General features: G+C 54.3%; 14 protein-coding genes and 1 pseudogene. 11 read left to right on the top strand and 4 right to left on the bottom strand.

Annotated features, from left to right (window positions below; all coding sequences use genetic code 11):
* The first annotated feature begins 460 nt into the window (after positions 1-460).
* The 3 genes from ghxP (at position 461) to SK39_RS09700 (ending at position 4,331) form a co-directional block, all read left to right on the top strand.
* Positions 461-1,810, top strand: coding sequence for a guanine/hypoxanthine transporter GhxP (ghxP, locus tag SK39_RS09710; protein ID WP_048216949.1), 1,350 nt, complete (start codon positions 461-463; stop codon positions 1,808-1,810).
* Positions 1,811-1,967: 157 nt separating this feature from the next.
* Positions 1,968-3,614 (top strand): Na+/H+ antiporter, encoded by a 1,647-nt coding sequence (locus SK39_RS09705; RefSeq protein WP_003031737.1) that lies wholly within the window; start codon positions 1,968-1,970, stop codon positions 3,612-3,614.
* A gap of 225 nt (positions 3,615-3,839) precedes the next feature.
* A complete protein-coding gene (locus tag SK39_RS09700; RefSeq protein WP_048216948.1) occupies positions 3,840-4,331 on the top strand; it encodes an REP-associated tyrosine transposase in 492 nt (163 codons plus the stop codon).
* 70 nt (positions 4,332-4,401) lie between these two features.
* Here SK39_RS09700 and SK39_RS09695 read toward each other — a convergent pair whose 3' ends face one another.
* Complete coding sequence (locus tag SK39_RS09695) at positions 4,402-5,292, bottom strand: LysR family transcriptional regulator (protein ID WP_003844732.1); 891 nt, start codon at positions 5,290-5,292, stop codon at positions 4,402-4,404.
* A 101-nt stretch (positions 5,293-5,393) separates the two neighbouring features.
* On the opposite strand from SK39_RS09695, the gene SK39_RS09690 reads away from it, so the two are divergent.
* Positions 5,394-5,804 (top strand): CidA/LrgA family protein, encoded by a 411-nt coding sequence (locus SK39_RS09690; RefSeq protein WP_003031742.1) that lies wholly within the window; start codon positions 5,394-5,396, stop codon positions 5,802-5,804.
* The gene (locus SK39_RS09685) at positions 5,797-6,486 is read left to right on the top strand and encodes an LrgB family protein (RefSeq protein WP_003031745.1); all 690 of its coding nucleotides are present in this window, start codon (positions 5,797-5,799) and stop codon (positions 6,484-6,486) included. The genes SK39_RS09690 and SK39_RS09685 overlap by 8 nt, the downstream gene beginning before the upstream one ends.
* Before the next feature lie 45 nt (positions 6,487-6,531).
* Here the strand turns inward: SK39_RS09685 and actP are convergent, their stop codons facing one another.
* From actP to acs, 3 genes are all read right to left on the bottom strand, one after another.
* Positions 6,532-8,181: a cation/acetate symporter ActP gene (gene actP / locus SK39_RS09680; protein WP_003031747.1), complete on the bottom strand. Its 1,650-nt coding sequence runs from the start codon at positions 8,179-8,181 to the stop codon at positions 6,532-6,534.
* Positions 8,178-8,492, bottom strand: coding sequence for a DUF485 domain-containing protein (locus tag SK39_RS09675; RefSeq protein ID WP_003031750.1), 315 nt, complete (start codon positions 8,490-8,492; stop codon positions 8,178-8,180). The genes actP and SK39_RS09675 overlap by 4 nt, the downstream gene beginning before the upstream one ends.
* 236 nt (positions 8,493-8,728) lie before the next feature.
* On the bottom strand, positions 8,729-10,687 hold the full coding sequence (gene acs / locus SK39_RS09670; protein WP_003826645.1) for an acetate--CoA ligase: 1,959 nt from the start codon (positions 10,685-10,687) through the stop codon (positions 8,729-8,731).
* 433 nt (positions 10,688-11,120) lie between these two features.
* Here acs and nrfA point away from each other — a divergent pair, with 433 nt between their 5' ends.
* From nrfA to SK39_RS09640, 6 genes and pseudogenes are all read left to right on the top strand, one after another.
* Positions 11,121-12,557 (top strand): ammonia-forming nitrite reductase cytochrome c552 subunit, encoded by a 1,437-nt coding sequence (nrfA, locus tag SK39_RS09665; RefSeq protein WP_003841065.1) that lies wholly within the window; start codon positions 11,121-11,123, stop codon positions 12,555-12,557.
* A 44-nt stretch (positions 12,558-12,601) separates the two neighbouring features.
* The gene (nrfB, locus tag SK39_RS09660) at positions 12,602-13,168 is read left to right on the top strand and encodes a cytochrome c nitrite reductase pentaheme subunit (protein WP_003031758.1); all 567 of its coding nucleotides are present in this window, start codon (positions 12,602-12,604) and stop codon (positions 13,166-13,168) included.
* Positions 13,165-13,836, top strand: coding sequence for a cytochrome c nitrite reductase Fe-S protein (gene nrfC, locus SK39_RS09655; RefSeq protein ID WP_048216947.1), 672 nt, complete (start codon positions 13,165-13,167; stop codon positions 13,834-13,836). Before nrfB ends, nrfC begins: the two co-directional genes overlap by 4 nt.
* Positions 13,833-14,789 (top strand): cytochrome c nitrite reductase subunit NrfD, encoded by a 957-nt coding sequence (gene nrfD, locus SK39_RS09650; RefSeq protein WP_003031764.1) that lies wholly within the window; start codon positions 13,833-13,835, stop codon positions 14,787-14,789. Before nrfC ends, nrfD begins: the two co-directional genes overlap by 4 nt.
* 8 nt (positions 14,790-14,797) lie before the next feature.
* A pseudogene (locus SK39_RS09645) lies at positions 14,798-16,192 on the top strand (heme lyase CcmF/NrfE family subunit); the annotation flags it as partial.
* 70 nt (positions 16,193-16,262) lie between these two features.
* Positions 16,263-17,267, top strand: a complete 1,005-nt coding sequence (locus tag SK39_RS09640; RefSeq protein ID WP_000427614.1) for an IS110-like element IS5075 family transposase — start codon at positions 16,263-16,265, stop codon at positions 17,265-17,267.
* Positions 17,268-17,493 lie beyond the last annotated feature (226 nt).

Raw genomic sequence — 17,493 nt, 5'->3', positions numbered from 1 at the left:
TTAGGGGAGGTTCCGGCCTGTGTTGATAATGTAAGTGTAAGCTACCTCCCTCCATTTGCCAGTGAAACGATGATTTTTTAGCCAAAAAATTTACCGCATCTTCACCGGTTTTCTTGCGCGAGTTTGCGCGAAAAATAAGAACGATTGTTGCGACAATCTGGCGAAATTTGTTACCAGATTGCGCATTGACGATAACGTTTGCGCATCGACTGGTTGTTTATTGTGCGTTATAAGAAGAAATGAGTAAAAAGCGGCAAAGTTCAGTTGAAAACCGGCGTATGATCGCTGGATAATCGTTTGCTTTTTTTTACCACCCGTTTTTTATGCGCGGAGCTAAACGTTTGCTTTTTTGCGACACCCCTAATGACGCAAACCTGGCACATGGAGAAAACGTTTAGCAGGCAGTGGATTGTCCAGCACGCATAATGACGAAAAAATAAACTCTCAGGGGATGTTTTCTATGTCTACGCCTTCAGCGCGTACCGGCGGTTCACTCGACGCCTGGTTTAAAATTTCGCTTCGCGGCAGTACCGTTCGTCAGGAAGTCGTTGCCGGATTAACGACGTTCCTCGCCATGGTTTACTCCGTTATTGTGGTTCCAGGGATGCTGGGTAAAGCCGGATTCCCGCCTGCCGCTGTATTTGTGGCAACCTGTCTGGTCGCGGGCATCGGTTCTATTGTGATGGGCCTGTGGGCAAATCTGCCTCTGGCGATTGGTTGCGCCATTTCTCTGACGGCGTTTACCGCATTCAGCCTGGTATTGGGGCAACATATCAGCGTGCCCGTTGCGCTGGGCGCGGTGTTCCTGATGGGCGTCCTGTTTACCATCATTTCCGCGACGGGTATTCGTAGCTGGATCCTGCGCAATCTGCCGCAGGGCGTTGCGCACGGTACGGGAATCGGTATCGGCCTGTTCCTGCTGCTGATTGCGGCAAACGGCGTTGGTCTGGTGATTAAGAATCCGCTGGACGGTCTGCCGGTTGCGCTGGGTGACTTCGATACCTTCCCGGTGATTATGTCGCTGGTTGGTCTGGCGGTGATTATTGGCCTCGAAAAACTGAAAGTACCGGGCGGCATCCTGCTGACTATTATCGGTATTTCCATTGTTGGCCTGATTTCCGACCCGGCCGTGCATTTCTCCGGTATTTTTGCCATGCCGTCTCTGAGCGACGAAAACGGCAACTCGCTGATCGGCAGCCTGGATATTATGGGCGCACTGAATCCTATCGTTCTGCCGAGCGTGCTGGCGCTTGTTATGACCGCCGTCTTCGATGCGACCGGCACCATTCGTGCCGTAGCCGGACAGGCGAATTTGCTGGATAAAGACGGACAGATTATCGACGGCGGCAAAGCGCTGACCACCGACTCCCTGAGCAGCGTGTTCTCTGGTCTGGTGGGCGCTGCTCCTGCGGCGGTATACATTGAATCCGCAGCGGGTACGGCGGCAGGCGGTAAAACTGGCCTGACGGCGATCACCGTTGGCGTCCTGTTCCTGCTGATCCTGTTCCTCTCTCCGCTCTCGTATCTTGTACCGGTATACGCAACGGCGCCTGCACTGATGTATGTGGGCCTGTTGATGCTGAGCAACGTTGCGAAAATCGACTTTGCTGACTTTGTTGACGCAATGGCTGGTCTGGTAACGGCCGTATTTATCGTGCTGACCTGTAACATCGTTACCGGCATTATGATTGGCTTTGCTACCCTGGTGATTGGCCGTCTTGTCTCTGGTGAATGGCGCAAGCTGAACATCGGCACGGTGGTTATCGCTATCGCGCTGGTGGCCTTCTACGCGGGCGGCTGGGCTATCTGATTTTTATTCGATAAAGATCCTCAAAACGGGTGGCTTTGGCCGCCCGTTTTTATTTTCAGAACACACTCGTTGTCTTTTGCGTTACTCTCAATTAGATAGAATTGAGGCACGACGCCTCTCATCACTAATCATAAGAAACATCGCAAACAGGGAACGCATGGAAATCTTTTTCACCATACTCATCATGACCCTTGTGGTCTCGCTGTCGGGGGTATTTACTCGCGTATTGCCCTTCCAACTCCCTTTACCCCTAATGCAGATCGCCATCGGCGCCTTGCTGGCGTGGCCGACGTTTGGTTTGCATGTGGAATTCGATCCTGAGCTGTTTTTGGTGCTGTTCATCCCGCCGCTGCTCTTTGCCGATGGCTGGAAGACGCCAACGCGTGAGTTTCTCGAGCATGGGCGAGAGATCTTCGGCCTTGCGCTGGCGCTGGTGCTGGTCACGGTGGTCGGCATTGGATTTATGATTTACTGGCTGGTGCCGGGGATACCGCTTATCCCAGCCTTTGCGCTGGCCGCCGTCCTTTCGCCAACCGATGCTGTTGCCCTTTCCGGCATTGTGGGGGAGGGGCGCATACCGAAGAAAATCATGGGCATCCTGCAGGGCGAAGCGTTGATGAACGACGCCTCCGGTCTGGTATCTCTGAAGTTTGCCGTCGCCGTGGCGATGGGGACGATGGTATTTACCGTTGGTGGCGCAACGCTTGAGTTCTTCAAAGTGGCGATTGGCGGCATCCTGGCTGGTTTTGTCGTCAGTTGGCTGTACGGGCGCTCCCTGCGCTTCCTCAGCCGCTGGGGCGGTGACGAGCCAGCAACGCAAATCGTCCTGCTGTTCCTGCTGCCGTTTGCGTCTTACCTGATTGCGGAACACATCGGCGTTTCCGGTATCCTCGCGGCGGTCGCTGCCGGGATGACGATCACCCGTTCCGGGGTGATGCGCCGCGCACCGCTGGCGATGCGTTTACGTGCTAACAGTACCTGGGCAATGCTGGAGTTTGTGTTTAACGGCATGGTCTTCTTGCTGTTAGGGCTACAGTTACCGGGGATTCTGGAGTCTTCCTTAGCGGCGGCAGAGGTCGATCCGAACGTTGAAATCTGGATGCTGTTTACCGATATCGTGCTGATTTACGTGGCGCTGATGTTGGTACGTTTTGGCTGGCTGTGGACGATGAAAAAATTCAGTCTGCGCTTCCTGAAGAAAAAACCAATGGAATTCGGCTCCTGGACAACGCGTGAAATCCTGATTGCCTCTTTTGCGGGCGTGCGCGGGGCAATTACCCTCGCCGGTGTGCTCTCCATTCCACTGTTGTTACCGGACGGTAGCGGATTCCCGGCGCGATATGAGCTGATCTTCCTTGCCGCAGGCGTGATTCTGTTCTCGCTGTTTGTTGGCGTGGTGATGTTGCCGATTCTGCTACAACATCTGGAAGTGGCAGACCACTCGCAGCAGCAGAAAGAGGAACGTATTGCTCGCGCTGCTACGGCAGAAGTGGCGATTGTCGCGATCCAGAAAATGGAGGAGCGACTGGCCGCGGACACCGAAGAGAACATCGATAACCAGTTACTCACCGAGGTGAGTTCCCGCGTGATTGGTAACCTGCGTCGTCGCGCCGACGGACGCAACGATGTGGAAAGCTCGATGCAGGAAGAAAACCTCGAGCGACGTTTCCGCCTGGCAGCGTTGCGTTCAGAACGCGCGGAGCTTTATCATCTGCGCGCGACGCGGGAAATCAGCAATGAAACGCTGCAAAAGCTGCTGCACGATCTGGACTTGCTGGAAGCGCTGTTGATCGAGAACCAATAAACGAGAGGGTCTGATGGCGCTGCGCTTATCAGGCCTACGGGGTAGCACGTTGTAGGCCGGATAAGGTGTTTGCGCCGCATCCGGCGAAAGATCTGCCTGATGGCGCTACGCTTATCAGGCCTACATAAAATATTCATCGTGTAATTTGCGAGCCGCTTTCCTGAACTGATCTGTTTGTCTTGTCTGTTCCCTCTTTTCTCCATACGGTTGAGGAAAGGGGGAAACATGTCCAACTATCGACGAAATTACATCAACGGAGGAACCTGGTTTTTTACGGTAAATCTGCAGGACCGTCGAAGCCAGCTTCTGATATCAAAAATTGATCGGTTACGTTGTGCTATTTCTGCGGTACAAAAAATGAAACCTTTTTATATCAATGCGTGGGTCGTATTACCTGAGCATATGCATTGCATCTGGACGTTGCCTGACAATGACGCTGATTTTTCATCCCGTTGGCGGGAAATTAAGAAGCATTTCACGCGATCGTTGTCTGCCCGACATATCTGGCAACCTCGCTTTTGGGAACATACCATCCGCGATGAGCACGATTATCGACAGCATGTTGATTATATTTACATTAACCCAGTGAAGCACGGGTGGGTAAAACAGGTACAGACATGGCCTTTTTCAACATTTCATCGCGACGTGAGGCGTGGTTTGTTCCCACAAAATTGGGCAGGTGAAATAATGGATTTTAATATGGGTGAACGTGCCTGATGGCGCTACGCTTATCAGGCCTACAAAACCGATGTAGGCCGGATAAGGCGTTTGCGCCGCATCCGGCATTTTACGACGCTTGCGGTAGCCAAAACCCTTCACAGCATTTGAGCCACGCCTGGGCGCTGTGCGACAGATACACGCCTTCGCGCCAAATCATGCCCAACTGCCAGCGTAAATCACTCTCCAGAGGGATCCAGCGCAATGTTTGCTTATCCAGGCGCTGGCAAATCGGCTCCGGCAAAATGGCAATCCCGACTCCGGCTTGTACCATCGCAGCCAGAAAATCCCACTGCCCGCTGCGTACCGCGATGCGGGGCTTGACGTTGTGTTGGCTAAACAGCTCAAGCAATTGGCGGCTCAACGCGAAATCTTCGTTGTAGATCAGTAGCGGATGTTCCGCCAGTGCCTCGGGGGAAATGGATTCGCATGTTGTCCACTGACCGGAGCGGGGGACCAGCACACAGAGCGGATGACTGAAAAGCGGTAAGGTCGCCAGACCACTCTCTTCTTCAACCGGCAGCGCGGTCATCGCGACATCCAGATCGCCGTTCATCACAGCCTGCTGGACGGTTAAGCCGCCAAATTCAGAGACCTTCAGCTCAACGCCGGGATAGCGCTGGCGAAACAGGCTGATAGGCCCGGCCATCAACATACCGACCATTGGCGGGATACCGAGGCGCAGCACACCCCTGTTGAGGTGATTAATGTCGCTAAGTTCGGCTTCAAGCTGGCGAAACTCAGCGAGGATCGCCAGGCCGCGTTCGAAAACGACCTGCCCGGTGTCGGTTAACAACAACCGCCGCCCGTCGCGGATGAGCAACGTGCAATTAAGCTCGTCTTCAAGGTTCTTCAACATCTTGCTGATGGTGGGCTGGGTGACAAAAAGCTTCTCCGCTGCGCGAGTAAAGCTCTGCTGACGAACCACCTCAACAAAATATCGCAGCGTTCTGATATCCATGATTATTCCTTAAGACTATGCCTGCAATGAGTTTAATTCATTTCAGTACTGGACGGGGGCTCTCTATACTGGCGCTCTCTATTTTTTAAGGACATACCCTCATGGCTGTGGCGATAAGCCGCGTGACGCCTGCTGTTATTCATCGACTCCAGATCCCCGTTCAGGTTCTGTTGTACGCAGGTCTCTTTGTATTTGCTCAATATCTTGTCTCCTGGCTGCATCTGCCGCTTCCTGCCAACCTGGTAGGGATGGTGCTGATGCTGGCGTTAATTGTCTGCCGGGTTATCCCGCTGAACTGGATTCGCGCAGGTGCTCGCTGGTTACTGGCTGAAATGCTGCTGTTTTTTGTCCCGGCGGTGGTCGCCGTTGTGAACTACACGCAGCTGTTGCTGGTTGATGGCTGGCGTATATTTGCCGTCATTGCGATCAGTACGCTGATGGTGCTCGGCGCCACGGCGTGGGTGGTGGATAAAGTGTATCGCTATGAAATGAGCAGGCTAAACCGTGAGTAATTTTCAGCTAAGCGTGCTGTGTCTGGTGATTACGCTGGGTATCTACTTTGCTAATAAGCGTTTGTATCGCCGTTTTCGTAAATTACCGCTGATGCCATTAGTTCTCACCCCAGCCCTGCTGGTGCTGATGCTAGTCTTCGGCCATATCTCCTGGCAAAACTATATTGGTGAATCGCACTGGTTGCTGTGGCTGTTAGGACCGGCGACCATCGCCTTTGCCGTTCCGGTGTATGACAACCTTGCGGTGATTAAGCGTCACTGGATGTCGCTGACGGCGGGCGTGGTAACGGCAACGCTGGTGGCCGTCACCAGTTCCGTGTGGCTGGCGCGTCTGTTTATGTTGCCTGATGAGATCCAACGCAGTCTGGCGGTGCGTTCCGTCACCACGCCATTTGCGCTGGCAGCGGCAGAGCCATTGGGCGGGCAGCCGGACCTGGTGGCCTTGTTCGTGGTGGTGACCGGCGTATTCGGCATGGCGGTCGGCGATGTGCTGTTTTTACGCCTTTCCATTCGTGAAGGAATGGCGAAAGGCGCAGGATTTGGCGCCGCATCGCACGGGGCAGGCACGGCGCGCTCTTATGAGCTTGGTCAGCAGGAGGGCGTGGTGGCCAGCCTGGTAATGATGCTTTCCGGTGTGGTGATGGTATTGGTGGCGCCGCTGGTCGCGAGGCTGATGTTCTAAGAAAGGATGTAATCCTCCGGCCTGAAAGCCGGAGGAGAGGGGAGGTTAGTGCGCGCGACCTTGTTCTACGCCGTACCCGGTCTGGGAGCGGATGAATTGAGCACGGAACTGCTCGCGTTCGCGGTTGCCTTCTTCTGAGTTGTCGGTAGCAGAGAAGAACCAGATCCCGAGGAACGCTATGCTGATGGAGAACAGCGCTGGATATTCATACGGGAAAATGGCTTTTTCGTGACCGAGGATCTGGACCCAAATGGTTGGGCCGAGAATCATCAATACTACCGCTGTTAACAGACCTAACCAGCCACCCAGCATTGCGCCACGGGTGGTCAGACGCGACCAGTACATGGAAAGCAGGATGATCGGGAAGTTGCAGCTGGCCGCGATGGCGAACGCCAGACCCACCATGAAGGCGATGTTCTGGTTCTCAAACAGCACGCCGAGCAGGATGGCTATCACACCCAGTACCAGTACGGTGATTTTTGACACCTTCAGCTCTTCACGTTCGGTTGCGCCTTTGCGGAATACGTTGGCGTACAGGTCGTGAGAAACTGCCGAAGCGCCAGCCAGCGTCAGCCCGGCAACCACCGCCAGGATGGTGGCAAACGCCACTGCAGAGATGAAGCCGAGGAACAGGTTACCGCCCACCGCATTCGCCAGGTGAACCGCCGCCATGTTGTTACCACCGATCAGTGCGCCTGCAGCATCTTTGTACTCTGGATTAGCACCTACCAGCATGATCGCGCCAAAGCCGATGATAAAGGTCAGGATGTAGAAATAACCCATAAAACCGGTGGCATAGAATACGCTCTTACGCGCTTCGCGGGCATCGCTGACCGTGAAGAAACGCATCAGAATATGCGGCAAACCTGCTGTACCGAACATCAATCCAAGACCTAACGACAGAGCGGATATCGGATCTTTTACCAGACCGCCCGGGCTCATAATCGCGGAGCCTTTCGGGTGTACTGCCATCGCTTCGGTGAACAGGTTGTTGAAGCTGAAGCCGACGTGCTTCATTACCATGAAGGCCATAAAGCTGGCGCCGAACAGCAGCAGAACAGCTTTAATGATCTGTACCCAGGTGGTTGCCAGCATGCCGCCAAACAGAACGTACATCATCATCAGTACGCCAACCAGCACGACGGCGATGTGATAGTTCAGACCAAACAGCAGCTCAATCAGTTTACCTGCGCCGACCATCTGGGCGATCAGATACAGCGCGACCACCACCAGGGAACCACAGGCCGACAGAATACGGATTGGACCCTGCTTCAGACGATAAGAAGCAACGTCAGCAAAGGTGTAACGACCGAGGTTACGCAAACGCTCAGCAATCAGGAACAGGATAATTGGCCAGCCGACCAGGAAGCCGAGTGAGTAAATCAGCCCGTCATAACCGGAGGTAAATACCAGCGCGGAAATTCCAAGGAACGATGCCGCCGACATATAGTCGCCCGCAATCGCCAGCCCGTTCTGGAAACCGGTGATGTTACCGCCGGCGGTGTAGTAGTCATTACGCGAACGTACGCGCTTAGACGCCCAGTAGGTAATGCCGAGCGTAAAGATGACGAAAATCAGGAACATGACAATCGCCTGCCAGTTGGTTGGCTGGCGTTGGACTGCACCGCTAATAGCATCCGCCGCGTTTGCGGCGAAGGGCAGCGTGGCGGCAAGCGCCGTCAGAACTCTCTTCATGATGCTTTAACCTCGTGCAGAACCGCATTGTTCAGGCGATCGAATTCACCGTTTGCCCGCCAGATGTAGATCCCGGTCAGGATGAAGGAGATGAGGATCACTCCGACCCCAATCGGAATACCGCGGGTGACGCTGGTTCCTGCGTGTAGCGGAGTACCCAGCCAGCCTGGCGCAAAGGCAATCAATAAAATAAAGCTGATATAAACTGCCAGCATGATGATGGACAGAATGGTGGCAAACCGTTGCCGTTTTTCTACTAACTCCCTGAAACGCGCACTGTCTTCTATCCGCTGATAAATTTGGTCATTCATCACAGAGTTCTCCAGAGGCCCCCTTCGTCTTTCACGCCGCAGGTGCGTTGGCCGCACTCGCCCACCCCAGTCACATAGTGAACTATGCTCCTGGGGATGTGCTCGCTTGCCGCCTTCCTGCAACGCGAAATCCTTTGGGGGAGGGTTTTTATATTTCCCTCCCGGTCAGGGGAGGGGTAGGGATAGGATTTGTAGGCGCGATAAGCTGCGCGCCATCGGGCATTTCACAGTTATGGTTATGATGGCATCGCGATGGCCTGCTTCTCTTCGAGCAGTTTCTCCACGACGCCAGGATCGGCGAGGGTCGAGGTATCGCCCAGATTGCTGGTATCGCCCGCCGCGATTTTACGCAGAATACGGCGCATAATTTTGCCGGAGCGGGTTTTCGGCAGTGAGTCGGTCCAGTGCAGCACGTCTGGCGTTGCCAGCGGGCCAATTTCTTTACGCACCCAGTTGCGAACCTCGGCGTACAACTCAGGTGACGGCTCTTCACCGTGATTCAGCGTGACGTAAGCGTAGATCGCCTGGCCTTTAATATTATGCGGAATCCCCACCACCGCGGCTTCGGCAATCTTCGGATGCGACACCAGCGCCGATTCGATTTCAGCCGTTCCCAGACGGTGGCCGGAGACGTTCAGCACATCGTCCACACGTCCGGTGATCCAGTAATAGCCATCTTCGTCACGGCGCGCGCCGTCGCCGCTGAAGTACATATTCTTGAAGGTAGAGAAGTAGGTTTGCTCAAAGCGTTCGTGATCGCCAAACAGCGTTCTCGCCTGGCCCGGCCACGAGTCGGTAATCACCAGATTGCCTTCGGTCGCGCCTTCCAGCGGATTACCTTCGTTATCGACAATCGCAGGCTGTACGCCAAAGAATGGACGGGTTGCAGAACCGGCTTTCAGTTCGGTGGCGCCCGGCAGCGGGGTGATCATGAATCCACCGGTTTCAGTCTGCCACCAGGTATCGACGACCGGGCATTTTTCGTTGCCGATCTTCTTCCAGTACCACTCCCATGCTTCCGGGTTGATCGGCTCGCCAACTGAACCCAGGATACGCAGCGACGAACGGTCAGTGCCTTCAATCGCTTTATCGCCTTCCGCCATCAGGGCGCGAATGGCGGTCGGTGCGGTATACAGAATATTGACCTGATGCTTGTCCACAACCTGCGACATACGCGCCGGGGTAGGCCAGTTTGGCACGCCTTCGAACATCAGCGTAGTTGCGCCACAGGCCAACGGACCGTACAGCAGGTAGCTGTGCCCGGTTACCCAGCCTACGTCAGCGGTACACCAATAGATATCGCCCTGATGGTAATCAAACACATACTTAAAGGTGGTTGCAGCGTAGACCAGATACCCGCCGGTAGTGTGCAGCACGCCTTTCGGCTTGCCGGTTGAGCCGGAGGTATACAGGATAAACAGCGGATCTTCCGCGTTCATCTCTTCCGGCTGGTGTTCTGAGCTGGCCTTCTCGATAAGATCGGACCACCACAGGTCGCGACCTTCCTGCCATTCCGTTTTTCCACCGGTACGTTTGAGAACGACCACATGTTCAACGGTTTTCACATTTGGATTTTTCAGCGCATCATCCACGTTCTTTTTCAGTGGGATAGCGCGCCCGGCGCGTACGCCTTCGTCGGCGGTGATCACCAGGCGTGAATTGGAGTCGATAATACGTCCGGCGACGGCTTCCGGTGAGAAACCACCGAAGATGACCGAATGCACCGCGCCAATACGGGCGCAGGCCAGCATGGCGACCGCAGCTTCCGGCACCATCGGCATATAAATGGCCACCACGTCACCTTTTTTAATGCCTAAATCCAGTAGCGTATTGGCGAAACGGCAGACATCGCGATGCAACTCGCGATAGGTAATGTTTTTGCTTTGGGTTGCGTCATCGCCTTCCCAGATGATGGCGGTACGATCGCCGTTTGCCTGCAGGTGGCGGTCAAGACAGTTTGCGGCCAGATTCAGGGTGCCGTCTTCGTACCATTTAATCGACACGTTGCCTGGTGCGAAGGAAGTGTTCTTCACCTGGCTGTACGGCTTGATCCAATCAAGAATTTTTCCCTGTTCGCCCCAAAATGTGTCGGGTTCGTTAACGGATTGCTGGTATTTCTCTGCGTACTGCTCCGGATTTATCAGGCAACGATCCGCAATGTTTGCGGGAATAGCGTGTTTATGTATTTGGCTCATGGCTTTTGTTCTCCTTGTAGGATGTTAATAATATGTCTCATAAACGTTAAATGTAGGGGCTTTGAGAGTTTTGTTTAGTATTTGCGCGGCAGATCACGCAATAAACGAATTGTGCAAATTAGCGACAAACTGAATTTTGAAGGGAGCTAGCAAAATTGACTAAATCTCGCGATAACATGTAGTTATCTAAAGGATTGTTGAAAAGGTGATCTGTATCTGAATTAGACAAAAGAGGGAGCAATCAAAGGGTGTTACTAACTCTAAAGTGGTATTTTACATACACTTACAATTGATTAAAGACAACATTTTCAGTGTGGTTTCTTGTTACAAATAGGGTGGGGCAATGTCATGACAGTATTCGTGTGGTTGCTGTTATGGAAAACAATAAAAGAACCGCCATTGCAGATAATGGCGTCATCTGGATGAGACCCCTATGGCAAGGATAAAATCACGCGTACGCCGTTTCTTCAGCCTGTTAGTACCTTTATTATTTATCACTGCAGTTCACGCTGAACAAACCCCCGTACCCGCAAAAACCGTCACCGTTGAAGCGAAGAATGAAGTCTTCGCCCCTCAGCATCCCGATCAATATCTCTCCTGGAAAGCCACGTCTGAGCAATCAGCCCGTGAAGATGCGCTGGCAGAAGATCCTCGTCTGGTGATCCTGTGGGCGGGATATCCCTTCTCGCGCGATTACAACAAACCGCGCGGGCACGCGTATGCAGTGACCGATGTTCGTGAAACCTTACGTACTGGCGCACCCAAAACGGCAGAAGATGGTCCATTGCCGATGGCCTGCTGGAGCTGTAAAAGCCCGGATGTGGCGCGTCTGATCCAGAAAGACGGTGAAGATGGCTACTTCCACGGTAAATGGGCGCGCGGCGGTCCTGAAATTGTTAATAATCTTGGCTGCGGCGATTGCCATAACACCGCGTCACCAGACTTTGCCAAAGGCAAGCCAGAACTGACGCTGTCGCGTCCTTATGCTGAACGCGCGATGGAAACCATCGGCAAACCGTTTGAGAAAGCCGGTCGCTTTGACCAGCAATCCATGGTCTGCGGCCAGTGCCACGTGGAATATTACTTCGACGGTAAAAACAAAGCCGTTAAGTTCCCGTGGGACGACGGCATGAAAGTCGAGAACATGGAGAAGTACTACGACACCATCGCCTTCTCTGACTGGACCAACTCCCTGTCTAAAACCCCGATGCTGAAAGCGCAGCACCCGGAGTATGAAACCTGGAGCGCAGGCATTCATGGCAAGAACAACGTGACCTGTATCGACTGCCACATGCCGAAAGTGCAGAACGCGGAAGGCAAGATTTACACCGACCATAAGATTGGTAATCCGTTCGATAACTTCGCTCAGACCTGTGCGAACTGCCACACCCAGGACAAAGCGTCCCTGCAAAAAGTGGTCGCCGAGCGTAAACAGGCCATTCATGACCTGAAAATCAAAGTTGAAGACCAGCTTGTTCGTGCGCACTTCGAAGCGAAAGCCGCATGGGATGCGGGTGCGACCGAAGCGGAAATGAAGCCGATTCTGGAAGATATCCGTCACGCGCAATGGCGTTGGGACCTGTCTATCGCCTCACACGGTATTCACATGCACGCCCCGGAAGAAGGTCTGCGGATGCTGGGTAGCGCAATGGATAAAGCCGCTGACGCACGTACCAAACTGGTCCGTCTGCTGGCGACCAAAGGCATCACGCATGAAATCCCGTTACCGGATATCTCTACCAAAGAGAAAGCCCAGGCGGCGATTGGTCTGAACATGCAGCAAATCAATGCTGAGAAGCAGGACTTCATCAAAACGGTGATTCCGCAGTGGGAAGATCAGGCGCGTAAAAACGGTCTGTTAAGCCAATAACCCCATTTCGCCCCGCAAGGGGCGGATAACTCAACGGAGTGAATATGAGCGTATTACGTTCGTTATTAACTGCTGGGGTGCTGGCGTCAGGCTTGTTATGGAGCCTGAGTGGAATCACTGCCACGCCAACGCCGCAGGAGTCGGATCAACGCTGGACGGTTACCCAACAGCGTAATCCGGATGCCGCCTGTCTGGACTGTCACAAGCCGGATACCGAAGGTATGCATGGTAAGCATGCGGAAGCCATCAACCCGAATAACAAACTGCCTGTCACCTGCACCAATTGTCACGGCCAGCCGTCACCGAACCACCGCGAAGGGGTGAAAGATGTGATGCGCTTTAATGAGCCGATGTACAACGTGGAGCAGCAGAACAGCGTCTGTATGTCCTGTCACCTGCCTGAGCAGTTGCAAAAAGCGTTCTGGCCGCACGATGTCCACGTAACCAAAGTGGCGTGTGCCAGCTGTCACTCACTGCATCCGAAGCAAGACACGATGCAGACGCTGAGCGATAAAGGACGGATCAAGATTTGCGTCGATTGCCACAGCGATCAGCGTAACAATCCGAACTTTAATCCGGCGTCGGTTCCGTTGCTTAAGGAGCATCCATGAGTTGCTCTCGTCGCCAGTTTATCACCGGCGTCGGCGCGCTGGTGGCAGTGAGCGGGACGGCGGGGCTCGTTGTGGCGAAGACGCTGAACATCAATGGCGTGCGTTACGGTATGGTTCATGATGAGTCTTTATGCATTGGCTGTACGGCCTGCATGGATGCTTGTCGGGAAGTTAACAACGTGCCGGAAGGCGTATCGCGTCTGACGATTATTCGCAGCGAGCCGCAAGGGACATTTCCTGATGTGAAGTATCGCTTCTTCCGTCACTCGTGCCAGCATTGCGACCACGCTCCCTGCGTTGACGTCTGCCCGACGGGGGCATCGTATCGCGATGCCGCCAGCGGCATTGTGGATGTGAACCCGGACCTTTGCGTTGGCTGCCAGTACTGTATCGCCGCGTGTCCTTATCGCGTGCGCTTTATCCATCCGGTGAGCAAAACGGCGGATAAATGCGATTTCTGCCGGAAAACCAACCTGAAAGCGGGCAAACAGCCTGCCTGCGTTGAGTCATGCCCGACGAAGGCGCTGACGTTTGGTAATCTGGACGATCCCAACAGCGATATATCCCGTTTGTTGCAGCAGAAAACTACCTACCGTTACAAACTGGCGTTGGGTACAAAACCGAAGGTCTACCGCGTTCCCTTTAAATTTGGGGAGGTGAGCCAATGACATCCGCTTCTGCATTTCATTTTGAATCACTGGTGTGGGACTGGCCCATTGCCATCTATCTGTTCCTGATAGGTATCTCTGCCGGACTGGTCACGTTGGCGATTCTGCTGCGTCGCTTCCATCCGGAGGCGGGCGGTTCAGACAGCACGCTGCTGCGCACCACGCTGGTGTTAGGGCCGGGGGCAATTATCCTCGGTTTGCTGATTCTGGTGTTCCACCTGACGCGTCCATGGACTTTCTGGAAACTGATGTTCCACTACAGCTTCACCTCGGTGATGTCGATGGGGGTCATGCTGTTCCAGTTGTACATGGTGGTGTTAGTGCTGTGGCTGGCAAAAATCTTTGAAAAAGAGGTGATTGCCCTGCAACAGCGGTTCGTGCCGCGACTGACGATTGTGTCAAAACTACTGACGCTAATCACGCCGTTCCATCGCGCGCTTGAGACGCTGATGCTGGTGCTGGCGGTTCTGCTCGGGGCGTATACCGGGTTCCTGCTGTCGGCGCTGAAATCCTACCCGTTCCTGAATAACCCGATCCTGCCGGTGCTGTTTCTGTTCTCCGGGATCTCCTCCGGTGCGGCGGTGGCACTGATCGCCATGGCGTTACGTCATCGTAGCAACCCGCACAGTACGGAAGCGCACTTTGTGCATCGCATGGAAGTCCCGGTGGTATGGCTGGAGATCTTCCTGCTGGCGGCGTTCTTCGTCGGCCTGGCGCTGGGCGATGACGGCAAAATGCGTGCGCTGGCGGCGGCACTGGGCGGCGGATTCTGGACCTGGTGGTTCTGGCTTGGCGTGGCCGGGCTTGGGTTGATACTGCCGATGCTGCTAAAACCCTGGGCCAACCGCAGTTCGACGTTTCATGGCGTGCTGGCAGTGTGCGGCGCCAGCCTGACCGGCGTACTGCTGCTGCGCTTTTTTATCCTCTATGCGGGTCAGCTAACCGTTGCGTAAGGTGATATCTGGACGTTCTCCTTCCTGAAGCCGGTTTTCTGGCGCTGTTATTAAGCCTCGGGGTCAACGTGTTGACCCCGCTTGCCGTGTTGGTAGGTGTCCGGCAGCGCTGGCAAGGGGTGATGCGCCTGGCAAGCGTGGGCGTGTGGACGCAATTTGCCCTGCTGCTGCTGGCCTTTGCCATTCTGGTATTCTGCTTTTTGACCAGCGATTTTTCGGTGGTCTACGTTGCCCAGCACAGCTACAGCCTGCTGCCGTGGGGATTAAAACTGGCGGCGGTGTGGGGCGGTCATGAAGGATCGCTGCTGCTGTGGGTGCTGTTTCTTTCCGCCTGGAGCGCGCTGTTTGCTCTTCGCTATCGGCGTGATACCAACGCGCTGTTTCCGCTGACGCTCAGCGTCCTTTCAATGATAACGGCCCTGCTGCTGCTGTTTGTGGTGGTATGGTCCGATCCGTTCGTGCGTATCTTTCCGCCAGCCATTGAAGGGCGCGACCTTAACCCGATGCTGCAACATCTTGGGTTAATCCTCCATCCACCGCTGCTGTACCTGGGTTACGGGGGGTTAATGGTGGCGGCTGGCGTGGCGCTGGCCTCGCTGCTGCGCGGTGACTTTAACGCACAAAGCGCCTGGGTGTGCTGGCGCTGGGCGCTGCCCGGCTGGTGCGCGCTGACGCTGGGGATTATCCTCGGCTCCTGGTGGGCCTACTGCGAGCTGGGCTGGGGAGGCTGGTGGTTCTGGGACCCGGTAGAAAACGCTTCCTTATTACCCTGGCTTTCCGCCAGCGCGCTGCTGCATAGCTTGTACATCACGCGCCAGCGCGGGATCTTCAGCCACTGGTCGCTGTTGCTGGCGATCGTCACGCTGATTTTATCGCTGCTGGGGACGCTGATTGTGCGTTCCGGCATTCTCGTTTCGGTGCATGCTTTCGCGCTGGATAACGTTCGTGCCGCGCCGCTGTTTGCGCTGTTTACCGTGTTGAGTCTGGCGTCGCTCGGGCTGTACGCCTGGCGGGGCCAGCAAGTCCGGCAGAATGCTCGTTTTGGCGGTTGGTCACGCGAGATGCTGATTCTGGTTGCGCTGCTGCTCTTTAGTGCAGTGCTGCTGATTGTGCTGATTGGCACGCTCTACCCGATGATTTACGGGCTGTTCGGCTGGGGGCGGCTTTCCGTGGGCGCACCGTACTTTAACCGCGCTACGCTGCCCTTTGGCCTACTGATGCTGCTGGTTATTGTGCTGGCAATGGTCAGAAGCCGCAAAGTGTCTTTCCGCATCCAACTTCCGGCACTGCTGGCGCATGCCGGAGTGCTGGTGTTTGCGGCGGGGATCGTCTTTTCCAGCGGGAGTCGTCAGGAGATAAGCCTGAACCTGAGCCCTGGGCAGCAGGTTGAACTGGCGGGTTACATTTAATGAGATGGTCACTCCCTCCTTCCCAGTACTATGCTGAGGACAGGCTTTCATTCGGAGAACCATCATGGAAAACATTGCGCTTATTGGTATCGATCTGGGTAAGAACTCTTTCCATATTCATTGTCAGGATCATCGTGGGAAGGCCGTTTACCGTAAAAAATTCACCCGACCAAAGCTAATCGAATTTCTGGCGACATGCCCGGCAACAACCATCGCGATGGAAGCCTGTGGCGGTTCTCACTTTATGGCACGCAAGCTGGCAGAGTTAGGGCATTTTCCAAAGCTGATATCACCGCAATTTGTCCGCCCATTCGTTAAAAGCAACAAAAATGACTTCGTTGATGCTGAAGCTATCTGTGAAGCAGCATCACGTCCATCTATGCGTTTCGTGCAGCCCAGAACCGAATCTCAGCAGGCAATGCGAGCTCTGCATCGTGTCCGTGAATCCCTGGTTCAGGATAAGGTGAAAACAACTAATCAGATGCATGCTTTTCTGCTGGAATTTGGTATCAGCGTTCCGCGAGGTGCTGCCGTTATTAGTCGACTGAGTACCCTTCTTGAGGACAGTAGTTTGCCTCTTTATCTCAGCCAGTTACTGCTGAAATTACAACAGCATTATCACTATCTTGTTGAGCAGATTAAAGATCTGGAATCTCAGTTGAAACGAAAGTTGGACGAAGATGAGGTTGGACAGCGCTTGCTGAGTATTCCCTGCGTTGGAACGCTGACTGCCAGTACTATTTCAACTGAGATTGGCGACGGGAAGCAGTACGCCAGCAGCCGTGACTTTGCGGCGGCAACAGGGCTGGTACCCCGACAGTACAGCACGGGAGGTCGGACGACATTGTTAGGGATTAGCAAGCGGGGCAACAAAAAGATCCGAACTTTGTTGGTTCAGTGTGCCAGGGTATTCATACAAAAACTGGAACACCAGTCTGGCAAGTTGGCCGACTGGGTCAGGGAGTTGTTGTGTCGGAAAAGCAACTTTGTCGTCACCTGTGCTCTGGCAAACAAGCTGGCCAGAATAGCCTGGGCACTGACGGCGCGACAGCAAACTTACGAAGCATAAAGGCAGAAATACACCAGTTTAAACAATCATTCATCTGGTTTTGCGAATACTGATATTGATGATACTAACGGCCCACCGGCCTGTTGAGGAACCTGTAAAACGGAAAGGCTCATTGAAGCCGTATATTTTCTGGAGGTTCATCAGGCGCGGAACTCATCGAGGCGCGGGAATAAAATCCCATTCAGACGCCGGATAGATTCAAGCAAGCCAACTTGTCGTCAAAATC

Origin of the sequence: Citrobacter sp. BIDMC107, from assembly GCF_001037575.1 — a bacterium.
Classification (GTDB): domain Bacteria; phylum Pseudomonadota; class Gammaproteobacteria; order Enterobacterales; family Enterobacteriaceae; genus Citrobacter; species Citrobacter freundii.
This window is presented reverse-complemented; position numbering and strand designations above follow the sequence as displayed.